Origin of the sequence: Rhizobium sp. WCS2018Hpa-16 (genome assembly GCF_031843705.1) — a bacterium.
Classification (GTDB): Bacteria; Pseudomonadota; Alphaproteobacteria; order Rhizobiales; family Rhizobiaceae; genus Agrobacterium; species Agrobacterium tumefaciens_C.
The window spans coordinates 49,090-68,114 of record NZ_JAVTIX010000007.1 but is presented as its reverse complement, the minus strand read 5'-3'; the positions used below and the strand labels follow the sequence as shown (position 1 = coordinate 68,114).

The 19,025-nt window shown below is 57.9% G+C and carries 14 protein-coding genes; 9 read left to right on the top strand and 5 right to left on the bottom strand.

Annotated elements, in window-relative coordinates; translation table 11 throughout:
• Positions 1 to 483: 483 nt before the first annotated feature.
• Positions 484 to 2,691 (top strand): ice nucleation-like protein, encoded by a 2,208-nt coding sequence (locus RQI55_RS18555; protein WP_311273243.1) that lies wholly within the window; start codon positions 484 to 486, stop codon positions 2,689 to 2,691.
• A gap of 139 nt (positions 2,692 to 2,830) precedes the next feature.
• Here RQI55_RS18555 and pyk read toward each other — a convergent pair whose 3' ends face one another.
• Both pyk and RQI55_RS18545 read right to left on the bottom strand, forming a co-directional pair.
• Positions 2,831 to 4,270 carry a pyruvate kinase gene (pyk, locus tag RQI55_RS18550; protein ID WP_042617586.1) on the bottom strand — a complete coding sequence of 480 codons (1,440 nt, stop codon included), beginning with the start codon at positions 4,268 to 4,270 and terminating at the stop codon, positions 2,831 to 2,833.
• Positions 4,270 to 4,752, bottom strand: a complete 483-nt coding sequence (locus RQI55_RS18545) for a DUF1036 domain-containing protein (RefSeq protein WP_042617585.1) — start codon at positions 4,750 to 4,752, stop codon at positions 4,270 to 4,272. The genes pyk and RQI55_RS18545 overlap by 1 nt, the downstream gene beginning before the upstream one ends.
• A 194-nt stretch (positions 4,753 to 4,946) precedes the next feature.
• Here RQI55_RS18545 and RQI55_RS18540 point away from each other — a divergent pair, with 194 nt between their 5' ends.
• From RQI55_RS18540 to RQI55_RS18520, 5 genes are all read left to right on the top strand, one after another.
• Complete coding sequence (locus RQI55_RS18540) at positions 4,947 to 5,735, top strand: N-formylglutamate amidohydrolase (protein ID WP_311273273.1); 789 nt, start codon at positions 4,947 to 4,949, stop codon at positions 5,733 to 5,735.
• Positions 5,736 to 5,747: 12 nt separating this feature from the next.
• On the top strand, positions 5,748 to 6,053 hold the full coding sequence (locus RQI55_RS18535) for a DUF1244 domain-containing protein (RefSeq protein ID WP_311273242.1): 306 nt from the start codon (positions 5,748 to 5,750) through the stop codon (positions 6,051 to 6,053).
• A gap of 156 nt (positions 6,054 to 6,209) precedes the next feature.
• Positions 6,210 to 6,464 (top strand): DUF2312 domain-containing protein, encoded by a 255-nt coding sequence (locus RQI55_RS18530; protein ID WP_042617583.1) that lies wholly within the window; start codon positions 6,210 to 6,212, stop codon positions 6,462 to 6,464.
• A gap of 107 nt (positions 6,465 to 6,571) precedes the next feature.
• Positions 6,572 to 6,763: a CsbD family protein gene (locus RQI55_RS18525; protein ID WP_192067154.1), complete on the top strand. Its 192-nt coding sequence runs from the start codon at positions 6,572 to 6,574 to the stop codon at positions 6,761 to 6,763.
• Between the two features lie 264 nt (positions 6,764 to 7,027).
• Positions 7,028 to 8,926: a potassium transporter Kup gene (locus tag RQI55_RS18520; protein WP_243255105.1), complete on the top strand. Its 1,899-nt coding sequence runs from the start codon at positions 7,028 to 7,030 to the stop codon at positions 8,924 to 8,926.
• A 30-nt stretch (positions 8,927 to 8,956) separates the two neighbouring features.
• Here RQI55_RS18520 and RQI55_RS18515 read toward each other — a convergent pair whose 3' ends face one another.
• Positions 8,957 to 9,898 carry an alpha/beta hydrolase gene (locus RQI55_RS18515; protein WP_311273241.1) on the bottom strand — a complete coding sequence of 314 codons (942 nt, stop codon included), beginning with the start codon at positions 9,896 to 9,898 and terminating at the stop codon, positions 8,957 to 8,959.
• A 405-nt stretch (positions 9,899 to 10,303) separates the two neighbouring features.
• Here RQI55_RS18515 and RQI55_RS18510 point away from each other — a divergent pair, with 405 nt between their 5' ends.
• Positions 10,304 to 10,786, top strand: coding sequence for an Hsp20 family protein (locus RQI55_RS18510; protein WP_243255107.1), 483 nt, complete (start codon positions 10,304 to 10,306; stop codon positions 10,784 to 10,786).
• A 31-nt stretch (positions 10,787 to 10,817) separates the two neighbouring features.
• Here the strand turns inward: RQI55_RS18510 and RQI55_RS18505 are convergent, their stop codons facing one another.
• Positions 10,818 to 11,843, bottom strand: coding sequence for a bile acid:sodium symporter family protein (locus RQI55_RS18505; protein ID WP_243255108.1), 1,026 nt, complete (start codon positions 11,841 to 11,843; stop codon positions 10,818 to 10,820).
• A gap of 105 nt (positions 11,844 to 11,948) precedes the next feature.
• On the opposite strand from RQI55_RS18505, the gene RQI55_RS18500 reads away from it, so the two are divergent.
• On the top strand, positions 11,949 to 12,809 hold the full coding sequence (locus RQI55_RS18500; protein ID WP_243255109.1) for a LysR substrate-binding domain-containing protein: 861 nt from the start codon (positions 11,949 to 11,951) through the stop codon (positions 12,807 to 12,809).
• Positions 12,810 to 12,812: 3 nt separating this feature from the next.
• On the opposite strand, the gene RQI55_RS18495 is transcribed toward RQI55_RS18500, so the two are convergent.
• Entirely contained in the window at positions 12,813 to 13,868 is a 1,056-nt protein-coding gene (locus tag RQI55_RS18495; protein WP_042617576.1) for a low specificity L-threonine aldolase, read from the bottom strand.
• Between the two features lie 364 nt (positions 13,869 to 14,232).
• Between RQI55_RS18495 and gltB the strand changes: the two genes are divergently transcribed.
• Complete coding sequence (gene gltB / locus RQI55_RS18490) at positions 14,233 to 18,972, top strand: glutamate synthase large subunit (RefSeq protein ID WP_311273240.1); 4,740 nt, start codon at positions 14,233 to 14,235, stop codon at positions 18,970 to 18,972.
• Positions 18,973 to 19,025 lie beyond the last annotated feature (53 nt).

Below are 19,025 nucleotides of genomic sequence, written 5' to 3'. Positions count from 1 at the left end.
TTAAACGGGCGGGTGAGGGATTGCGCGTCTTCGTGGATTTATTCTGTTCAAACACCAGGAGCATCCAGCCGGCTTGCGGCCAAAATGCCCTCATCGCTTGGTTGAGTGATCAATGAAGGCGATCTTGACGTGTAATATCTAGGCTGCTATCTTCGTATTTACCGGCTACATGAGAATGTAGTATGATTGTTGCATGTGAATACTCACGCCTTATCAATGCAATATTGTATTTTGACGCAAAGGCAGCAGTCCACGGGATTGCTTGCTGCATGAAGCAACCCAGCGCGTCGGCTCTAGCCAGCCATGTTTCCTAAAATTCGTTGTTTACGCTGCATATGTTTGGTGTTTGCTATTCTGGCTCTCGTCAATTCTCGTCATGACAGGTTCATTGTTGGGTTGCGGCCACTGCCGTTTCTCGAGCTTGGGACAAGATACGCTGCGTAATACTTTGGCTTGATCAGTAATTGATGGTGTTGCGCGCTTATGGATTCTGAAATCACCTCCCTTCCTCCCCGGCAGATTGCCCAGCTTCCGACGGCAACTGTTGCCGCCTTGACGACGTCTGACCTCGACGAGCTCAGTGCGGCGCAGCTAAGGGCCCTGACATCGACGCAGGTCGGTGTGTTGAGCACAGGTGTCGTTTCGTCGCTGACCACGAGAATGGTCAGTGCCCTTGCTCCGGCATCCGTCAGAGGATTGACGCTTGAGCAATTGGCAGCTGTCGGTCCGACGCAGGTCTCTGGAATGAGCGCGACGCAGGTCAAGTCGCTTTATGCAACCCAAGTAGAAGCATTTTCCTCCGCAGCGATCGAGGCGCTGGACGTCAGGCAGATTTCCGCGCTCACCAATCAGCAGACTGCAACGCTCTCAGCCAGCGAGCTCAACAGCTTTACTGGTGAAGAAATTGCCGCGATCAACAAAGGGTCGATTGCAGGCATTCCGGTGGCGACGATTGCAGGTTTGACAACCGACAAGATCGCTGCGTTCACGCCGTCGCAAATCTCGGCTTTCAAGACGGATCAGATTGCGGGCTTGACGACAAACCAGATCCTGTCGTTTTCGGGCACACAGTTTGGAGCTCTCACGTCCAGGCAGATTGCTGCATTTTCAACCTCGGTGATCGCAGCACTTACCCCTGCGCACATTGAGGCGATGACCACGCGGCAGGTTGGCGGGTTGACGTCGGACCAGTTTGAGGCGCTGACCACCTCCAGCCTCGAGGCTTTGTCGACCTTGCAGGTTGCCGGGCTTAAATCGCAGCAGCTTGCAACGCTGACGGCTGGCGAGCTGAATTCATTTAGTGCGCCAGAAATTGCGGCCTTGAGGAAAACCTCCCTGGTCGGGTTGGCAACGTCTGCAATAGCAGGTCTGACCACAAACAGTTTGTCAGCTTTGACAGCAGGGCAAATCGCCGCGTTTTCCTCTGAGCAGGTGAATGCGCTGAGCTCGGCGCAGTTTGCGGCGCTCAGCCCGCTGCAGTTTTCCGCCCTGACGCAAAAGCAGATTGCCGGACTGTCCTCTGACGTCATTGCAAGCCTTGACTCTTCCAAGCTTGAGGCCATGAAAACGAGGCAGATTGCTGCGCTGACGACCGCGCAGTTCGGTGCCTTGACATCTTCCGCTCTAGCAGGTCTCACGACCGCGCAAGTCGTGGGATTGACCGCGCAACAGGCTTCCACGCTGACCTCTGATGAACTGAGCACCTTCACGGCAGCAGAGATTGCATCGTTCAAGAGGGCGGCCATGTCGGGTTTGACGACATCGGCAATCGCCAGCCTTTCATCGGACAAGATATCCGCCCTGACGTCCACCCAGATCGCCTCGCTGACGTCGACGCAAATGGAAGCTCTCAGCACAGATCAGCTAGAGGCTCTCTTGCCCAGCCAGTTTGCGGCGATGAGAGCCAACCAGATTGCTGGTCTTTCGACGCAAGCCATTTCCAATCTTGATGCAGCGGAGCTGGCAGCCTTTACCGTCCAGCAGCTGAAGGCACTTTCCTCGACTCAGTTCGAAGCGCTCACCAGCGCCAATATTGAAGGCCTGACAAAAGTTCAGGTGGCAGGATTGAGCGGCAAGCAGACAGCCACGCTGTCTGCAGCGGAATTGAACGCCTTCACGGCAGATGAAATTACAGCTTTCAAGAAAGATGCGATTTCCGGCTTTTCGACGACGACACTTGCGGGTCTGACGACGAACCTCGTCGCTGCCCTGACGACTGCTCAGATCGCTGCTCTCTCGTCAGACCAGGTGAAAGCCCTCACGTCCACTCAGTTCGCCGCTTTGTCTCCGCAACAATTTGCGGCGATTGGGACCAAGCAGATTGCCAGCCTGTCGACTGATATGATCGCCGGCCTCACCAGCGATAAGGTGAGTGTGATGGCCACAAGGCAGTTGGGCGCGCTCACGTCCCAGCAGTTCGCAGCGCTCAGCACAGCCAATGTCCAGGCGCTGACCGTGGCGCAGGTCGCGTCACTGGGCACGAGCCAGCTCGCAACACTGGACTCGGCGGAGCTGAACTCCTTTACGACAGCTGAGATAGCCGCAATCAAACACACAACGATCCAGGCGCTGTCAACGGCAGCACTCGCTGGCCTTTCGGATGCAAACATCGCCGCGTTCACTACGCGCCAGATGCAGGCTCTGACTGAGGCGCAGGTCGCCGTTGTTATCGCGGCCTATCAGGACGTTTGATCGGACAAAGTCTGCGCTTGGGGCAGTTCTGGCGGAAGTGGTCAGTTGCCTCCCAGCGCAGATTTCTCAAAACAAAAGAAACGAAGAAAAAAGGCGCCCCGAAAGGCGCCTTTTTTAATGCGGTTGATTTTGAGATGGCTCAGACGCCGCTCTGGCCGTCAGAGCCGATATAGGCGATGCGGACCATGTTGGTCGCACCCGGTGTGCCCAAGGGAACGCCGGCAGAGATGATGATGCGGTTGCCGGGCTGGCCGAAGCCTTCGTCGACAACGATACGGCATGCACGGTTGACCATGTCATCCTGGTCGCTTGCATCGCCGGTCACAACACAGTGCAGGCCCCATACGACGGAGAGGCGGCGCGCGGTCTGAACGATCGGCGACAGGGCGATGATCGGCACCTGTGGACGCTCGCGCGCTGCGCGCAGACCTGTCGTGCCTGACGAAGTGTAGGTCACGATTGCAGTCAGGCCAAGCGTTTCGGCAATCTGGCGGGCGGCCAGCGAAATCGCGTCGGCGCCAGTTGCCTCCGGCTGCGGGCGCTGCGCGTAGATGATGTTGGAGTAGTAAGGGTCCTGCTCCACGGTGCTGGCAATGGATGCCATGGTGGAAACAGCCTCGACCGGATAATCGCCGGAAGCCGATTCGGCCGACAGCATGATCGCGTCTGCACCTTCAAACACAGCCGTTGCCACGTCGGAGACTTCGGCGCGTGTTGGAACGGCGGCTGAAATCATCGATTCCAGCATCTGCGTTGCAACGACGACAGGCTTTCCAGCCTTGCGGCAGGCGCGGGTCAGTTGCTTCTGGATACCTGGAACGGCTTCGAGCGGCATTTCAACACCGAGGTCACCACGGGCAACCATCAGCGCGTCTGATAGTTCGATGATTTCCTCGATGCGCTCGACAGCCTGCGGCTTTTCGATCTTGGACATCAGGCCAACGCGGTTGCCGGCAATCTTGCGCACTTCGACCAGATCTTCCGGGCGCTGCACGAAGGAGAGCGCAACCCAATCGACATCGTTGGTTGCCAGAACGGCATCCAGATCGACGCGGTCCTTGTCTGTCAGAACGCCGACGCCGAGCAGGGTGTCCGGCAGGCTGATGCCTTTGCGGTCTGAGATCTTGGTGCCGGAAACGACTGTGGTGACAATGCTCTTGCCATCGCATTTTTCAGCGCGCAGGTGCAGCTTGCCATCGTCGATCAGCAGGCGGTCGCCCGGCTTCACGGCTTCGAGAATTTCTGGATGCGGCAGGAATACGCGATTCTGGTCGCCAGGGGCTTCATTGTTATCGAGCGTGAAGCTCTGACCGGCAACGAGATCGACCTTGGTGTCGGCAAATTTTCCGACGCGCAGTTTGGGGCCCTGAAGGTCGGCCAGAATGCCGATGGGGCGGCCAACGCGGCTTTCGACCGAGCGGATGCGCTGGATGAGCGTGCGCATCACATCATGGCTGGCATGGCTCATGTTGATGCGGAAAAGATCAGCGCCGGCCAGGTGGAGCTTCTCGATCATCGCTTCATCGGAGGATGCAGGGCCGAGAGTTGCAAGGATTTTGACTTTGCGATTGCGCTTCATCAGTTCTGACTTTCCTGTGTACCTGGCGTGTCTGAAAGCTGGACCATCCAGCTTCCCTGTCGGCCCGTATCGTATTCCTTGAAACCCATTCTCTGGAAACTACGGGCATAGCAATCATCCACGCCTGTGATCTTGAACTCGTTTTCCGCGACGCACATGTTGACGTCGCCTGTCCACCTGCCGCCACGGGCAGCATCTTCGGCGTAGAGGTAATAATAGCGCGATTGCAGCTCACCTTCGATCAGCGTGGCGCATGTCGATGCGGGAACCTGCCACCAGCCTTCGCTGATCCAGCCTTCCTGCGCACGGTAGCCTATGGCCACGCCCACGAGGTTCTGCGTGCTGTTGCAGACACGGAAATCCGCCAGTGCCGGCTCTGCAAGAAGAAGCGGTGTGGTGAAGAGGGCTGCGGTGCACAACAGGCGGATCGCGCGCTGGTGTTTTTGGAGCTTAGCGGAGAATGTCTGTGTCACGGCTTCCATCGGGATTCCATGGTTATAAATGAGAACACTTCTTGGCGCGGACGCCCAAGAAAGTCAACGCAAGTTCAATCGATTGTATCGATATGGACTGTATCTGGCGGCAGTCGGGGTGGTCCCGAGGCGGTCTCAACTTGCGCGTGGCGCTGAGCCGTGGCATCAAGTGTCTCTCCCTTATCATCGCCAGAAATCTAGAGATGCCAGACTTCCAGCCATACGAAATCATAGATGGCGATTATGACAAAGGCATGGTTCTCCTTGCCGATCACGCCACGAACCTTCTGCCACCTGCTTATGGCGATCTCGGCCTGCCGCCACAGGCTTTTCAGCGCCACATCGCGTTTGATATCGGCATTGAAGGCCTGACCCGAAAGCTTGCTGCGCGGTTGGGTGTTCCGGCCGTCATGAGCCGATTTTCCCGCCTGTTGATCGATCCCAATCGCGGTGAAGACGATCCGACGCTGATCATGAAGATTTCCGATGGCGCGATCATTCCCGGCAATCATCCGATCACGAAGCAAGAGTGGAATCTGCGGCTCGATGCCTTTCATCGGCCCTATCACAAAGCGGTGGAGGGAGTGCTGTGCAGAGCCGCAGATGCAAGCGGCAAGGCACCGCTGGTGTTTTCGCTCCACTCCTACACGCCGTTCTGGAAACATGTGGCGCGCCCATGGCATGCCGCCGTGCTCTGGGACACAGACCACCGCGCTGTTGAGCCTTTGCTGGCCCATCTACGGGCGGCAGGCGACATTCTTGTGGGAGACAATGAGCCCTATGACGGCGCGCTCAAGGGTGACACCATGTATCGCCATTGCATGGTCAAGGGTCTGGCCCATGCACTTCTGGAAGTGCGGCAGGATTTGATTGGCGATGAGGCGGGGATTGAGGCCTGGGCTGCGCGCCTTGCTCCCATTTTTGCCGCAATGAATGCTGATCCCACCCTCCATGACTACAAGCAGTTCGCATCGCGGACAGGGCCCTATTGAGCGGAGAGCAGCATGACCGAACTTGACGAGCGTCAGAAGACAGAGCTTGAGGCGGCAGCATTCCGCAGGCTGCTCAACCATCTGCGCGAACGCAACGATGTGCAGAATATCGATCTGATGAACCTTGCCGGCTTTTGCCGTAACTGCCTGTCCAACTGGTATGCGGATGCAGCGCGCGATGCAGGCCACGAAATCAGCAAGGATACGGCCCGTGAGATGGTCTACGGCATGCCCTACGATACCTGGAAAACGCTTAATCAGGGCGAGGCCAGTGACGCCCAGAAAGTCGCATTCGAGCAAAACAAGCCCCACGAATAAAGCACCAGCACCGGAAACGGCTTGACGCGGCGGCCCGGGACGGGCAGTTCACCAACCTTGAAAATTCAGCTGCCATCGCAGCCTGGAGGCTCGTGCCTCCAACCAGTTTGAATGAAGCGGCTCTTCATACAGGGCCCACCCGCAAAGGATAGAAGAATGGACGAAACAGCCACAACCGAAACCGTAGCCGCCGCCGAACTGCGTCAGTTCATCGAACGCATCGAGCGTCTTGAAGAAGAAAAGGCTGCGATCTCAGGCGACATCAAGGATGTCATGGGCGAGGCAAAGGGCCGTGGTTATGACACCAAGGCCATCCGCACCATCATTCGTCTGCGCAAGAAGGACGCCAACGAACGTATCGAGGAAGAAACGATCCTGCAGACCTATATGGCCGCGCTTGGAATGGAATAATGCAGTGGCCGACCTGAGTTGCTGACCAAATTTTCCGGGAACCATACTGCTTCCTAACCCGTTGTTCCACCAATCGAGCAATCCAGCTCACAATAAGGAGAACGATCATGGGAAGCACAATGGACAAGGTTAAGGGCAAGGCAAACGAACTCGCTGGCGAAGCACGTCAGGCGGTAGGCGATGCGACCGACAACCACGAGATGGAAGCCAAGGGCGCAGCTCAGGAAGCCAAGGGTCATGCACAGCAGACCAAGGGCGAAGCCAAGGAAAAAGTGAAAGACGTGATCGACCGCGCATAACGGTTGCAGTCAACACATCAAGGGCTCCGAACTCAGTTCGGGGCCCTTTTTTTATGGCGTGAGGTTGGGTTCACAACCGCGATCGGCGGCATTTTTTGCCTCGGGCTGTCGGCGCGTGGGTTGTGTACAACGGCTGCATGAATGGAAAAATCAGGCAGGCGTTACCAGAATGGTTTTTGACTGCACACAATCCGTTGCCGGAAGCTCACAGTTGCGTCATAAAGACCAAAAGGCCAGACGGCCGTACCGCCTGAAAGGCCTGAAATGACATCGAATGCGCCTGCGTCAGAGACGCGGAAGTTCCTCGTTCTGCTGCTCGGATCCGTTGGGGTTGTGTATGGGGACATTGGAACCAGTCCGCTTTATGCCTTTCGTGAAGCACTTCGCCCGTTCTCTTCAGACGGCGTGCAACAGATCGAGGTGATCGGTCTCATCTCGTTGATGATCTGGACGCTGACCATCATCGTCACATTCAAATACGTCCTGTTTCTTTTGCGTGCAGACAATGACGGCGAGGGCGGAACGCTGTCTTTGCTTGCGCTTTTGATGAAAAAGACGGGAAGTTACATGCCCGCACTTTTTTTCGCGGGTCTGATCGGCGCGGCGCTTTTCATCGGTGATGCGATGATTACGCCAGCGCTTTCCGTCATGTCTGCGCTTGAGGGCATGAAGCTCGTCACGCCTGCCTTCTCAGATTACGTTTTACCCCTTTCCGTCGCCATCATGCTCGGCCTGTTTGCGGTGCAATCGAAGGGCACAGAGGCTGTCGCCAAGTTTTTTGGCCCCATCACCGTTGTGTGGTTTCTCGCCATGGCCTGGGGCGGGTTGATCCATGTTGGGGATGATCTGACGATTCTTCAGGCGCTCAATCCTGTCAACGCGCTCTGGTTCGTCACCCATGCGGGGTGGGCCGGGCTGGTCGCTCTTGGCGCTGTGTTCCTGACGGTGACAGGCGCTGAGGCCTTGTATGCCGATCTCGGTCATTTCGGACGCAAGCCGATCAGCGTCGCCTGGTTTATTCTGGTGTTTCCGGCACTTGGCCTCAACTATCTCGGTCAGGGCGCGCTGGTCCTCAGCAATCCGGCAACCATCGATAATCCTTTCTATCTGCTCTATCCGGAATGGGCGCTGCTGCCCATGGTCATTCTGGCGACCATGGCCACCATCATCGCCAGCCAGGCGGTCATCACCGGTGCGTTCTCGCTCGCCCGTCAGGCGGTGCATCTTGGCTTCCTGCCTCGCCTTGCCATCAAATTCACGTCGGAGACGAATACGGGGCAGATTTACGTGCCGTCCGTCAACATGATCCTGCTCATTGGCGTCATCGTGCTGATCCTTACATTCGGGTCTTCGGAATCGCTGGCGACCGCCTACGGTATCTCGGTGACGGGGGCGATGGTGGTTACGACGCTCATGGCGTTCCAGTTCCTGCGCTCGGTCTGGGGCTTCAAGGCCATCACAGCCGGTCTGCTGCTGGCACCGCTGCTGATGATCGAGACGGTGTTTCTGATGGCCAACATGCTGAAGGTCCATGATGGCGGCTGGGTGCCGCTCGCTCTGGCAGCTGCGATCATCATGGTCATGTGGACATGGACAAAGGGGTCACGCTATCTGCGAACCAAGATCGCCAAGAACGATATTCCGCTGGGTGACTTCATCAAATCGATCGAAAGCTCGATTGACCGCGAATCCTCCAGCGCACCCGTGACTGTTCCCGGAACCGCTGTGTTCCTGACAAGCGTTCCCAACATGACGCCGGGCGTCTTGCTCCACAACCTCAAACACAACCATGTGCTGCATGAGCAGAACGTGATCCTGACGATCTGGACGCAGGACAAGCCCTATGTTGCCGAGAGCGAACGTGTGCATATGACACGGCTTTCCAAGCGGTTCATGCAGCTTGAAATCACTTTCGGCTTCATGGACGAGCCCAATGTCACGAAGGCGCTTTCGCTGTGCAAGAAGGCTGGGTTCAAGTTCGAGATCATGCAGACGTCCTTCTATCTGGGACGCCGAAACCTCATCGCCACGCCGAATACAGGACTGCCGCGCTGGCAGGAAGACCTCTATATCGCCCTGTCCGATTTCGGCATTGACCCCTCAGCCTATTTCAATCTGCCCCCCAACCGTGTGGTTGAACTGGGAGAGCAGATCGCGATCTAGGCGGTTCGTCTTACCAGAACGCTACGCGCTTTATTCAACGGGCGCGAAGAACGTGTCGATCGCGGCCAGCGCCTGACGGCGGTAGACATCGCGCTCCAGAAACAGCTCGTGGCGCGCGCCCGTTACCGGTATCAATTGCGCGGCACGGAAGTTGCGCGAAAGCTCTTCCTGCGCCGCATAGGGCGTGATGCTATCGCGGATGGGTGCGAGCAGAAGCGTCGGCACGGTGATATTGGTCAGATGCTCCTGCCGGGTCACCCGCGGCATTGTCTTCAACGCTTCATACAGCCAGCGCGCCGTGGGTGCGCCAATGAATAGCTCCGGATGCTCGGTGCCGATGGCGGCATTGCGGGCAAATCTCACCGGATCTGAGGTGAGCGGATTGTCTTCGAAAGACCGCGCACGATGATCCTTGCCCACCTGCATTCCGCCGAGGCCGATGAGGCTCAGCGTCGTAACGACAGCCTTGATGAACCAGCCCGGCATGGATTGTCCGCTCAAGCCAATGAAGGGCGCGCTCAGCACCATGCGCTCTATGCGGTTGGATAGGGCAGGTGCCATGGAAAGTGCCGCAAGCCCGCCGGTGGAGTGGGCCAGCAGGAAGAAGGGAAGGCGCGCATCGGGCAGCACCACCTGCTCCAGAAACAGCGAAATATCCTTCTGATAATCGGAAAAACGGCGCACATATCCGGCATGGACGTTCTTCAGCAAACGCTCGGAGGCGCCCTGGCCACGCGTATCGAAGGTGGCGACCCAGAAGCCCTTGGCGGTCAGGTCATTGATGGTCTCGAAGTATTTTTCGATGCACTCATTGCGGCCATGCAGGAGAACGATGGTGCCGCGGGCCACTGAATGGCTGGAGCGAAAGATCGCATAGCGCAGCTTCTTGTTCTTATGACCTGTAAACGTGCCCACGATGTGATTGTCGGGCACGGGGTTGCCCTTGGTCGCGTGCAATGTGGCTTCGGTCATGGGGTGTTTTCCGACTTGGCACTGAAGAGGTGTTTCAGAACGGGATAAGTGGCGCGCCCATTTGCGTCAAAGGAAAACATGCGCGTGAAAGGAAAAGTTGCCGGAACCGTCGGGCTTAGCAGTCGCGGTTCCGGCCAATATGACAGAAGAAGAAGGGACGTTATCCTCCTGCCGCCGGAGAAAGCCTCCGATGTCGCTTGTTTAGCGTAGGTAAAATGAACGTTTTCAGAATTGCCCGTTCAGATGAAGTTCACATGTGAAGCGGCGCTAAAAAAGCTCTTGAACTTCTCATAAGCCCTTCCCATCTCTTGGTTACGGTCGCCAGAACGGGGCCGTAACCCGGGTCACTCATCGCCAGAATGGGATGAGGCCTTATCGCAAACAGTCGCTTCCTAGGAGGACACCATGCGTCACGTTGATTTTTCCCCTCTTTACCGCTCCACAGTCGGTTTCGACCGTCTTTTCTCCATGCTCGATGGTCTTGGCCAGCCGGAGCAGGCGCAAGCCTATCCGCCCTACAACATCGAGCGTACCGGCGAGAACAACTACCGCATCACCATGGCGGTGGCCGGCTTTGATGAGAGCGAACTCAGCATCGAATCCCGCGCCAATGTTCTGACGGTCAAGGCTGAAAAGGCCGATGAGACCAAGGAGAGCGAAGGCGAATTTCTCTATCGTGGAATTGCCAAGCGTGCTTTCGAGCGTCGCTTCCAGATGGCCGACCACGTGGAAGTGCAGAACGCTTCCCTGAAGAACGGTCTGCTGCATATCGATCTTTACCGCAACATTCCAGAAGCCATGAAGCCACGCCGTATCGCGATTGTTTCAGACGTTTCGGATGAGCCACGGCAGATCGAGGCGCAGGTCACGCCAGCGCAAGTCAACTAATCCTACATTCCAATGTTACGGACGGCCCCTTTTATGGGGCCGTTTTTGTTTGTGCGGGCATGGCATCCGCTTTTGTAGATGTCGGCTTTTCAATGGTCGTTTTGTTGCGCGCATAGCGTTGGGCAATCGCCGCGCAGGCCATCAGCTGGATCTGGTGGAACAGCATCAGTGGCAGGACGATTGCGCCGATGCTTTGGCCAGCGAAAATCGCGCCTGCCATGGGTACGCCGCTTGCGAGGCTTTTCTTCGAGCCGCAGAAGGTGATCGTTATCTCGTCTTCCTTCTTGAAGCCCATGAGGCGGCTTCCGAACATGGTGATGAGCAACACGGCGGTCAAAAGCACAATATCGACAGCGATCACCACGCCGATGTCACGAAGAGTGAACTGGTGCCAGATGCCTTCGACGACAGCGTCGCTGAAGGCGAGATAGACGACCATCAGGATGGAGCCACGATCGACGGGAGCGAGAAGGGACTTACGGGCGCGGATCCAGTCGCCGATCCAGGGCTGCAGGCACTGGCCAAGAATGAAGGGAAGCAGAAGCTGGAGGAAAATCTGGAGGAAGGCATCCAGCGAGAAGCCGCCGCCATGGCCGCCCACGGTAAACAGGAAGCCGACGAGGACAGGGGTAAGGAACATCCCGAGAATATTGGACGCCGATGCCGCGCAAACGGCTGCAGGTACGTTGCCGCCAGCCATGGATGTGAAGGCGATAGAGGATTGGACGGTGGAGGGCAGCACGCAGAGGAATAGCACGCCCATATAGAGCGGTGCCGGCAGGATCTCCCGCGGGATATAGCCCAGTGCGACGCCGAGGAGGGGAAACAGCCCGAACGTGACGAGCAGGATGACGAGATGCAGCCGCCAGTGCAGCACCCCCGCAATCACCACATCCCGGGACAATCTGGCCCCATGCAGGAAAAACAGCAGAGCGATTGCACATTTGGTGGCGATGCCGAAGTAGTCGGCCCACTCGCCACTGATCGGCAGCAGGGAGGCGAGAATGACGGTGGCCACCAGCATCATGGTGAAGCGGTCTGGCAGGAAGCGGCTCATGGGGGAGATCTTTCCGTTATCCGGTTTTTTCTTGAAAGGAAGCCTAATATCGCTCATCATGATTCAAGATGCAAAGACTAACAGTTATCACATTTCAGGATAACCATGCTCAACCTGCAACATCTGGCCAGCTTCGTTGCGCTGGAGCAGACGATGAATTTCACCCAGGCCGCAGAACGGCTGGGCATCGGGCAATCCACACTTAGCCAGCATATTCAGCGGCTGGAAGCATCGCTCGGGCAGCGCCTGATTGCCCGCGATACCCACCGCGTGCGGCTGACGCCGGAGGGTGAGGCGCTTCTGGGTTACGCGCGCAACATGCTGGATATCAACAGCAAGGTGGCGGCGCTGTTTGGAGAAAGCAGGCTGCGCGGTCGCTTGCGCCTTGGTGTTTCAGAAGATTTCGTTGCCAGCCGGCTCACCGTCATTCTTGAAGACTTCACAAGGCTTTATCCGCTTGTCGATCTGGAGCTGACGGTTGCGCTCAGCGGCGTGCTCTATGAAATGCAGGATAATGGCGAGCTGGATGTGGTGCTGGCCAAGCGGCGGCTGGGAGATCAGCTCGGCCATTTCCTCTATCGCGAACCGCTGGTGTGGCTGGCGCGGGACCCTGAGGCCGTTCTGGGCCGAGACAGCGCGCTTCCGTTGATTGCCTTTCCGCCACCCAGCATCACGAGAAAAGCCGCGCAGGAGGCTCTGGATCGCGCTGGCGTTTCATGGCGCATCGTCTGCACCTGCGGCAGCCTGAGCGGGCTGACGGCGGCGGCGCGTGCGGGAATGGGCGTTCTCGTTCAGCCGCGCAGCATGGCCCCGTCGGGGTTGCGCGAATTGCCCAAGGGCGCGTTGCCTGCGCTGGAAGACGTGGAATTCGTCCTCCAGCCGCGCAAGGGCGCCGATGCGGAGCTGGTCGAGGCGCTTTCCCGGCTGGTCATGGCGAAGGGCATGGTGCCGGGAAGCTCTCTTTAAGCGTCAAGCAGTCCCGCAGATGCGCAGGAAGTCATCCACGTCGTTCTCAAGCGTCGCAAAGCTTGTGACGAGGCGGATGAGTTGTTCGTTTTCGCCCACCGGTTCCGGCATGTCGTGGGGCACGGGCCAGTCGTAGAAGCTGGCACCGGCATCCTTTGCCGCCTTCGCCTTGTCCTTGTTCAGCACCACGAACAATTCGTTCGACTGGGTCTGCCACGCCAGACGTGCACTGTTGGATGCCGACAGGCCCTCGCGCAGGCGGGTAGCCATGGCGTTGGCATGGGCTGCCAATTCCAGCCAAAGGTCATTGGCGAAATAGGCATCGAATTGCGCCGCCATGAAGCGCGTCTTGGAGAAAAGTTGGGCGGAACGCTTGCGAATGAAGGGCAGGTCTTCTGCCGTTTTCGGATCCATGTAGACAATGGCTTCGGCGCACCAGCAGCCGTTTTTCGTTGCCCCAAAGGACAGAATATCGACGCCGCGCTTCCATGTCATTTCGGCAGGTGTTGTGTCCAGCGCCGTCAGCGCATTGGCAAAGCGTGCGCCATCCATATGCAGCGGCACACCGGCTTTTTTAGCAATGTCAGAGATCGCCTGGATTTCATCCAGCTCGTAGATGGTGCCCTGTTCGGTCGCCTGCGTCAGCGTTACCAGCATGGGCTGGCCCTGGTGGATGGAGCCGGGCGGGAAGCGGCCAATGGCGGCTTCAAGGTTCTTCGGCAGCATCTTGCCGTTCGGTCCGGCAACCGGCATCAGGCGCGAGGCATTGGAGAAATAGACGGGCGCGCCGCACTCATCCTCGATCACATGCGCTTCGGAGTGGCAAAATGCGATGCCTCCGGGCCGCGCAACACTGGCCATGGCCAGAGAATTGGCAGCGGTGCCCGTGCCCACGAAGAACACGGCCACTTCGCGCTCGAAGATTTCGTTGAAGCGTTTCTCGATGGCCCGGTCCAGCTCACTCGTGCCGTAGGCGGCGGCAAAACGCGTGGATTCCTTCATCAGCCGCTCGTTGATGGCGGGATGGGCACCTGCCCAATTGTCGGAAGCAAAAAACATGGGTCTGCACTTTCGATGAGTTGATGATGGCTGCGGTGCCTTGGTAGGCCAAGAGATAGTCGTTTTATGGGCATATTTTGCGGAAGGCAAATCCGGTAATGAAAGCAACGATTTCGCCCTGTCGCCGGAATAAAATTGCGTCGAATTCGACCCCCGAGACACGAAACGTCATTTTGCGGGTTTATAATTTGTTAGGGTGGACTTGCAGAGCAGGGATGTTTCTGTCAAAATCCAATCAGAATTGAGACAGCAATGCTGTCCTAAATTGACAAGCGGACGCGATGCCACTATCCAGAAATGGGGCGAGGCAGACCATCCGCCTCTCTGCGTGAAGCCATGCAACGTGTTGCAGGAGGGATGAAACATGACGATGAAGCTGGACGGCGAAAATGCCACTGCTGCCGTAACCGATGACTGTCCGACGAGCGCCCAGCCGAAGGCTGCCGCACGCGCGACCATTGGCGGCCTTCCTCCAAAGCAGGGTCTTTATGATCCGCGCAACGAGCATGACGCCTGCGGCGTGGGCTTCGTTGCCCATATGAAGGGCCAGAAGTCGCACCAGATCGTCAAGGACGGCCTGTTCATCCTCGAAAACCTGACCCACCGCGGTGCTGTTGGTGCCGACCCTTTGATGGGCGATGGCGCGGGCATTCTGGTGCAGATCCCCGACAAGTTCTTCCGTGAGGAAATGGCGCTTCAGGGCATCACGCTGCCCAAGGCTGGCGAATATGCCGTCGGCCATATCTTCATGTCGCGCGATGCGGCCCAGATCGAGCATTACAAGAAGGTCATCATCGACGTGGTGGCTGAAGCTGGACAGCAGTTCATCGGCTTCCGTGATGTGCCTGTCGATAACTCTTCGCTGTCTGAGGCGCCTGATATTGCCGCAACCGAGCCGCACCACGTGCAGGTCTTCATCGGTGCTGGCCGCAATGCCGCCACCAATGCGGATTTCGAGCGTCAGCTGTTCCTGATCCGCAAGGTCATTTCCAACACCATCTATAATGCTGGCGGCGGCAAGGAAGCGCAGGATTTCTATCCGGTTTCGCTGTCGTCCTCGACCATCGTCTATAAGGGCATGTTCCTCGCCTATCAGGTTGGCGCCTATTACAAGGACTTGGCCGATCCGCGCTTTGAAAGTGCCGTCGCACTGGTTCACCAGCGCTTCTCGACCAACACCTTCCCATCCTGGAAGCTGGCGCACCCCTATCGCATGGTTGCGCATAACGGCGAAATCAACACGCTGCGCGGCAACGTCAACTGGATGGCGGCGCGTCAGGCTTCCGTTGCATCGCCGCTGTTTGGTGAAGACATTTCCAAGCTCTGGCCGATTTCCTATGAGGGACAGTCGGATACCGCCTGCTTCGACAATGCGCTCGAATTCCTGGTGCGTGGCGGCTACTCCATGGCGCATGCCGTAATGATGCTGATCCCCGAGGCGTGGGCTGGCAACCAGTCCATGTCGCCTGAGCGCAAGGCATTCTACGAATATCACGCCGCTCTCATGGAGCCATGGGATGGCCCGGCTGCCGTTGCCTTTACCGATGGCAAGCAGATTGGTGCAACGCTCGACCGTAACGGTCTGCGTCCTGCTCGTTATCTCGTGACCGATGACGACCGCATCATCATGGCATCTGAGGCCGGAACCTTGCCGGTGCCGGAAGAACGCATCATCAAGAAGTGGCGTTTGCAGCCCGGCAAGATGCTGCTGATCGACATGGAAAAGGGCGCGATCATTTCCGATGAGGATGTGAAGCGCGAACTGGCGACCAAGCATCCTTACCGCACATGGCTTGATCGTACCCAGCTGATCCTCGAAGACCTGAAGCCCGTCGAGCCTCGCGCTCTGCGTCGTGACGTGTCGCTGCTCGACCGTCAGCAGGCCTTTGGTTACACCAGCGAAGACACCAAGCTTTTGATGTCTCCGATGGCCACAACCGGTCAGGAAGCCATCGGCTCCATGGGCACGGATACGCCGATTTCGGCCATGTCGTCCAAGTCCAAGCTGCTCTACACCTATTTCAAGCAGAACTTCGCGCAGGTTACCAACCCGCCGATCGACCCGATCCGTGAAGAGCTGGTGATGAGCCTTGTTTCCTTCATCGGCCCGCGTCCGAACATTCTGGACCATGAGGGTGCAGCGCGTGCCAAGCGTCTGGAAGTGCGCCAGCCGATCCTGACCAATGGCGATCTGGAAAAGATCCGCTCCATCGGCCACACGGAAGACCGTTTCGACACCAAGACGCTCGACTTCACCTATGATGTGGAGCGTGGTGCCGAAGGCATGCCTGAGATGCTGGACCGTCTTTGCGAGCGTGCGGAATCCGCGGTTCGTGGTGGCTACAACATCATCGTGCTGTCAGACCGTCAGGTCGGGCCGGATCGCATCGCCATTCCAGCGTTGCTGGCAACCGCTGCCGTTCACCACCACCTGATCCGCAAGGGTCTTCGCACATCGGTCGGCCTCGTGGTCGAAACCGGCGAGCCGCGCGAAATCCACCATTTCTGCCTGCTGGCAGGCTATGGTGCCGAGGCCATCAACCCCTATCTCGCCTTCGATACGCTTCTGGACATGCACAAGCACAATGCATTTCCGAAGGAAGTGTCCGAAGACGAAGTGGTCTATCGCTACATCAAGGCTGTCGGTAAGGGCATTCTCAAAGTCATGTCCAAGATGGGCATTTCCACCTACCAGTCCTATTGCGGCGCGCAGATTTTCGACGCCATCGGCCTGTCTTCCGAGTTCATCGAGCAGTATTTCTTCGGCACCGCCACGCAGATTGAAGGCGTTGGCCTGACGGAAATTGCGGAAGAAACCGTATCGCGCCACAAGGATGCGTTCGGCAAGGACCCGATCCTCGCCAGCACACTGGATATTGGCGGCGAATATGCCTACCGCATGCGTGGCGAAAGCCATGCCTGGAGCCCGGATGCGGTTGCCACCTTGCAGCACGCCGTGCGTGGCAACAGTCAGGAGCGTTACCGCGAATTCGCCGAAATGGTGAACGAGACGAACCTGCGGATGAACACCATTCGCGGCCTGTTCAAGGTCAAGGGTGCGGAAGCTGTGGGCCGCAAGCCGATCTCCATTGATGAGGTCGAGCCAGCTGTCGACATCGTCAAGCGTTTCTCGACCGGTGCCATGTCCTTCGGCTCTATCAGCCGTGAAGCACACACCACGCTTGCCATTGCCATGAACCGCATTGGCGGCAAGTCCAACACGGGTGAGGGCGGCGAAGAATCCGATCGTTACCTGCCGCTGCTCAACGGCCAACCGAACCCGGAACGCTCTGCCATCAAGCAGATCGCCTCTGGCCGCTTCGGTGTGACGACGGAATATCTCGTCAATGCCGATATGCTGCAGATCAAGGTTGCGCAGGGTGCCAAGCCCGGCGAAGGCGGCCAGCTGCCCGGCCACAAGGTGGATGCAACGGTTGCCAAGACCCGCCATTCCACACCGGGCGTCGGCCTCATCTCGCCACCGCCGCACCACGATATCTATTCCATCGAAGATCTGGCGCAGCTAATCTACGACCTGAAGAATGTTAACCCGGAAGCCGATGTTTCCGTGAAGCTCGTGTCTGAAGTTGGCGTCGGCACGGTTGCTGCCGGTGTTGCCAAGGCCCGTGCGGACCACATCACCGTGTCAGGTTTTGATGGCGGCACGGGTGCGTCTCCGCTCACATCGCTCAAGCATGCCGGTTCCCCATGGGAAATCGGTCTTGCTGAAACACAGCAGACGCTGGTCATGAACGGCCTTCGTTCACGCATCGCCCTTCAGGTGGATGGCGGCTTGAAGACGGGCCGCGATGTCATCATCGGTGCATTGCTGGGTGCGGATGAATTCGGTTTCGCCACCGCTCCGCTGATTGCTGCCGGTTGCATCATGATGCGCAAGTGCCACCTCAACACTTGCCCTGTGGGCGTTGCCACGCAGGACCCTGTTCTGCGCAAGCGCTTCAAGGGTGCGCCTGAGCACGTCATCAACTACTTCTTCTTCGTGGCCGAAGAAGTGCGCGAAATTCTTGCCTCGCTTGGCGTGTCCAAGCTGGATGAGATCATCGGCGCTTCCGAACTTCTCGAAAAGGATGAGATGCTGGCGCATTGGAAAGCCAAGGGTCTGGATTTCAGCCGTATCTTCCACAAGGTCGATGCGCCGAAGGAAGCGACCTACTGGACAGAGCGCCAGAAGCACCCGATCGACGATGTTCTCGATCGCAAGCTGATCGAGAAGTCCATGCCATCGCTTGAAAACCGCGAGCCTGTGGTTTTCGAAGTGCCGATCAAGAATGTGGACCGCTCTGCCGGTGCCATGCTTTCGGGCGCGCTGGCCAAGCGTTGGGGCCATAAGGGCCTGAAGGACGATACCATCCACGTCACTCTTCGTGGCACGGCTGGCCAGTCCTTCGGCGCGTTCCTCGCACGCGGCATCACCTTTGATCTGGTGGGTGACGGTAACGACTATGTCGGCAAGGGCCTGTCAGGTGGTCGCATCATCGTGCGTCCGCCAGAAAACGCCCGCATCGTGGCCGGAAACTCGATCATCGTCGGCAACACGGTTCTCTATGGTGCCATCACCGGCGAGTGCTATTTCCGTGGCGTGGCGGGTGAACGCTTTGCCGTTCGCAACTCCGGTGCACTCGCCGTTGTCGAAGGCGTGGGTGACCATGGCTGCGAATATATGACCGGCGGCATTGTGGTTGTTCTAGGTGAAACCGGACGCAACTTCGCAGCCGGCATGTCTGGCGGCGTGGCCTATGTTCTGGATGAGCAGGGCGATTTCGCCAAACGCTGCAACATGGCCATGGTCGAGCTGGAGCCGGTGCCGGAAGAAGACGACATGCTGGAAAAGCTGCACCATCACGGTGGCGATCTCATGCACAAGGGACGTGTGGACGTTTCCGAAGACATGACCCGCCACGACGAGGAGCGCCTCTACCAGATGATCTCCAACCACTTCCATTACACAAACTCCAACCGCGCCAAGGACATCCTTGACCGCTGGAGCGAGTTCCGCCCGAAATTCCGCAAGGTCATGCCGGTCGAATACCGCCGTGCGCTTGAGGATATGGAACGGATGAAAATGGGCGTGGCTGCGGAGTAGTTGCTGCCTGTGGTTACGGTTCAACAGGCATCCTGGTGTCAGTATGTCTGTTT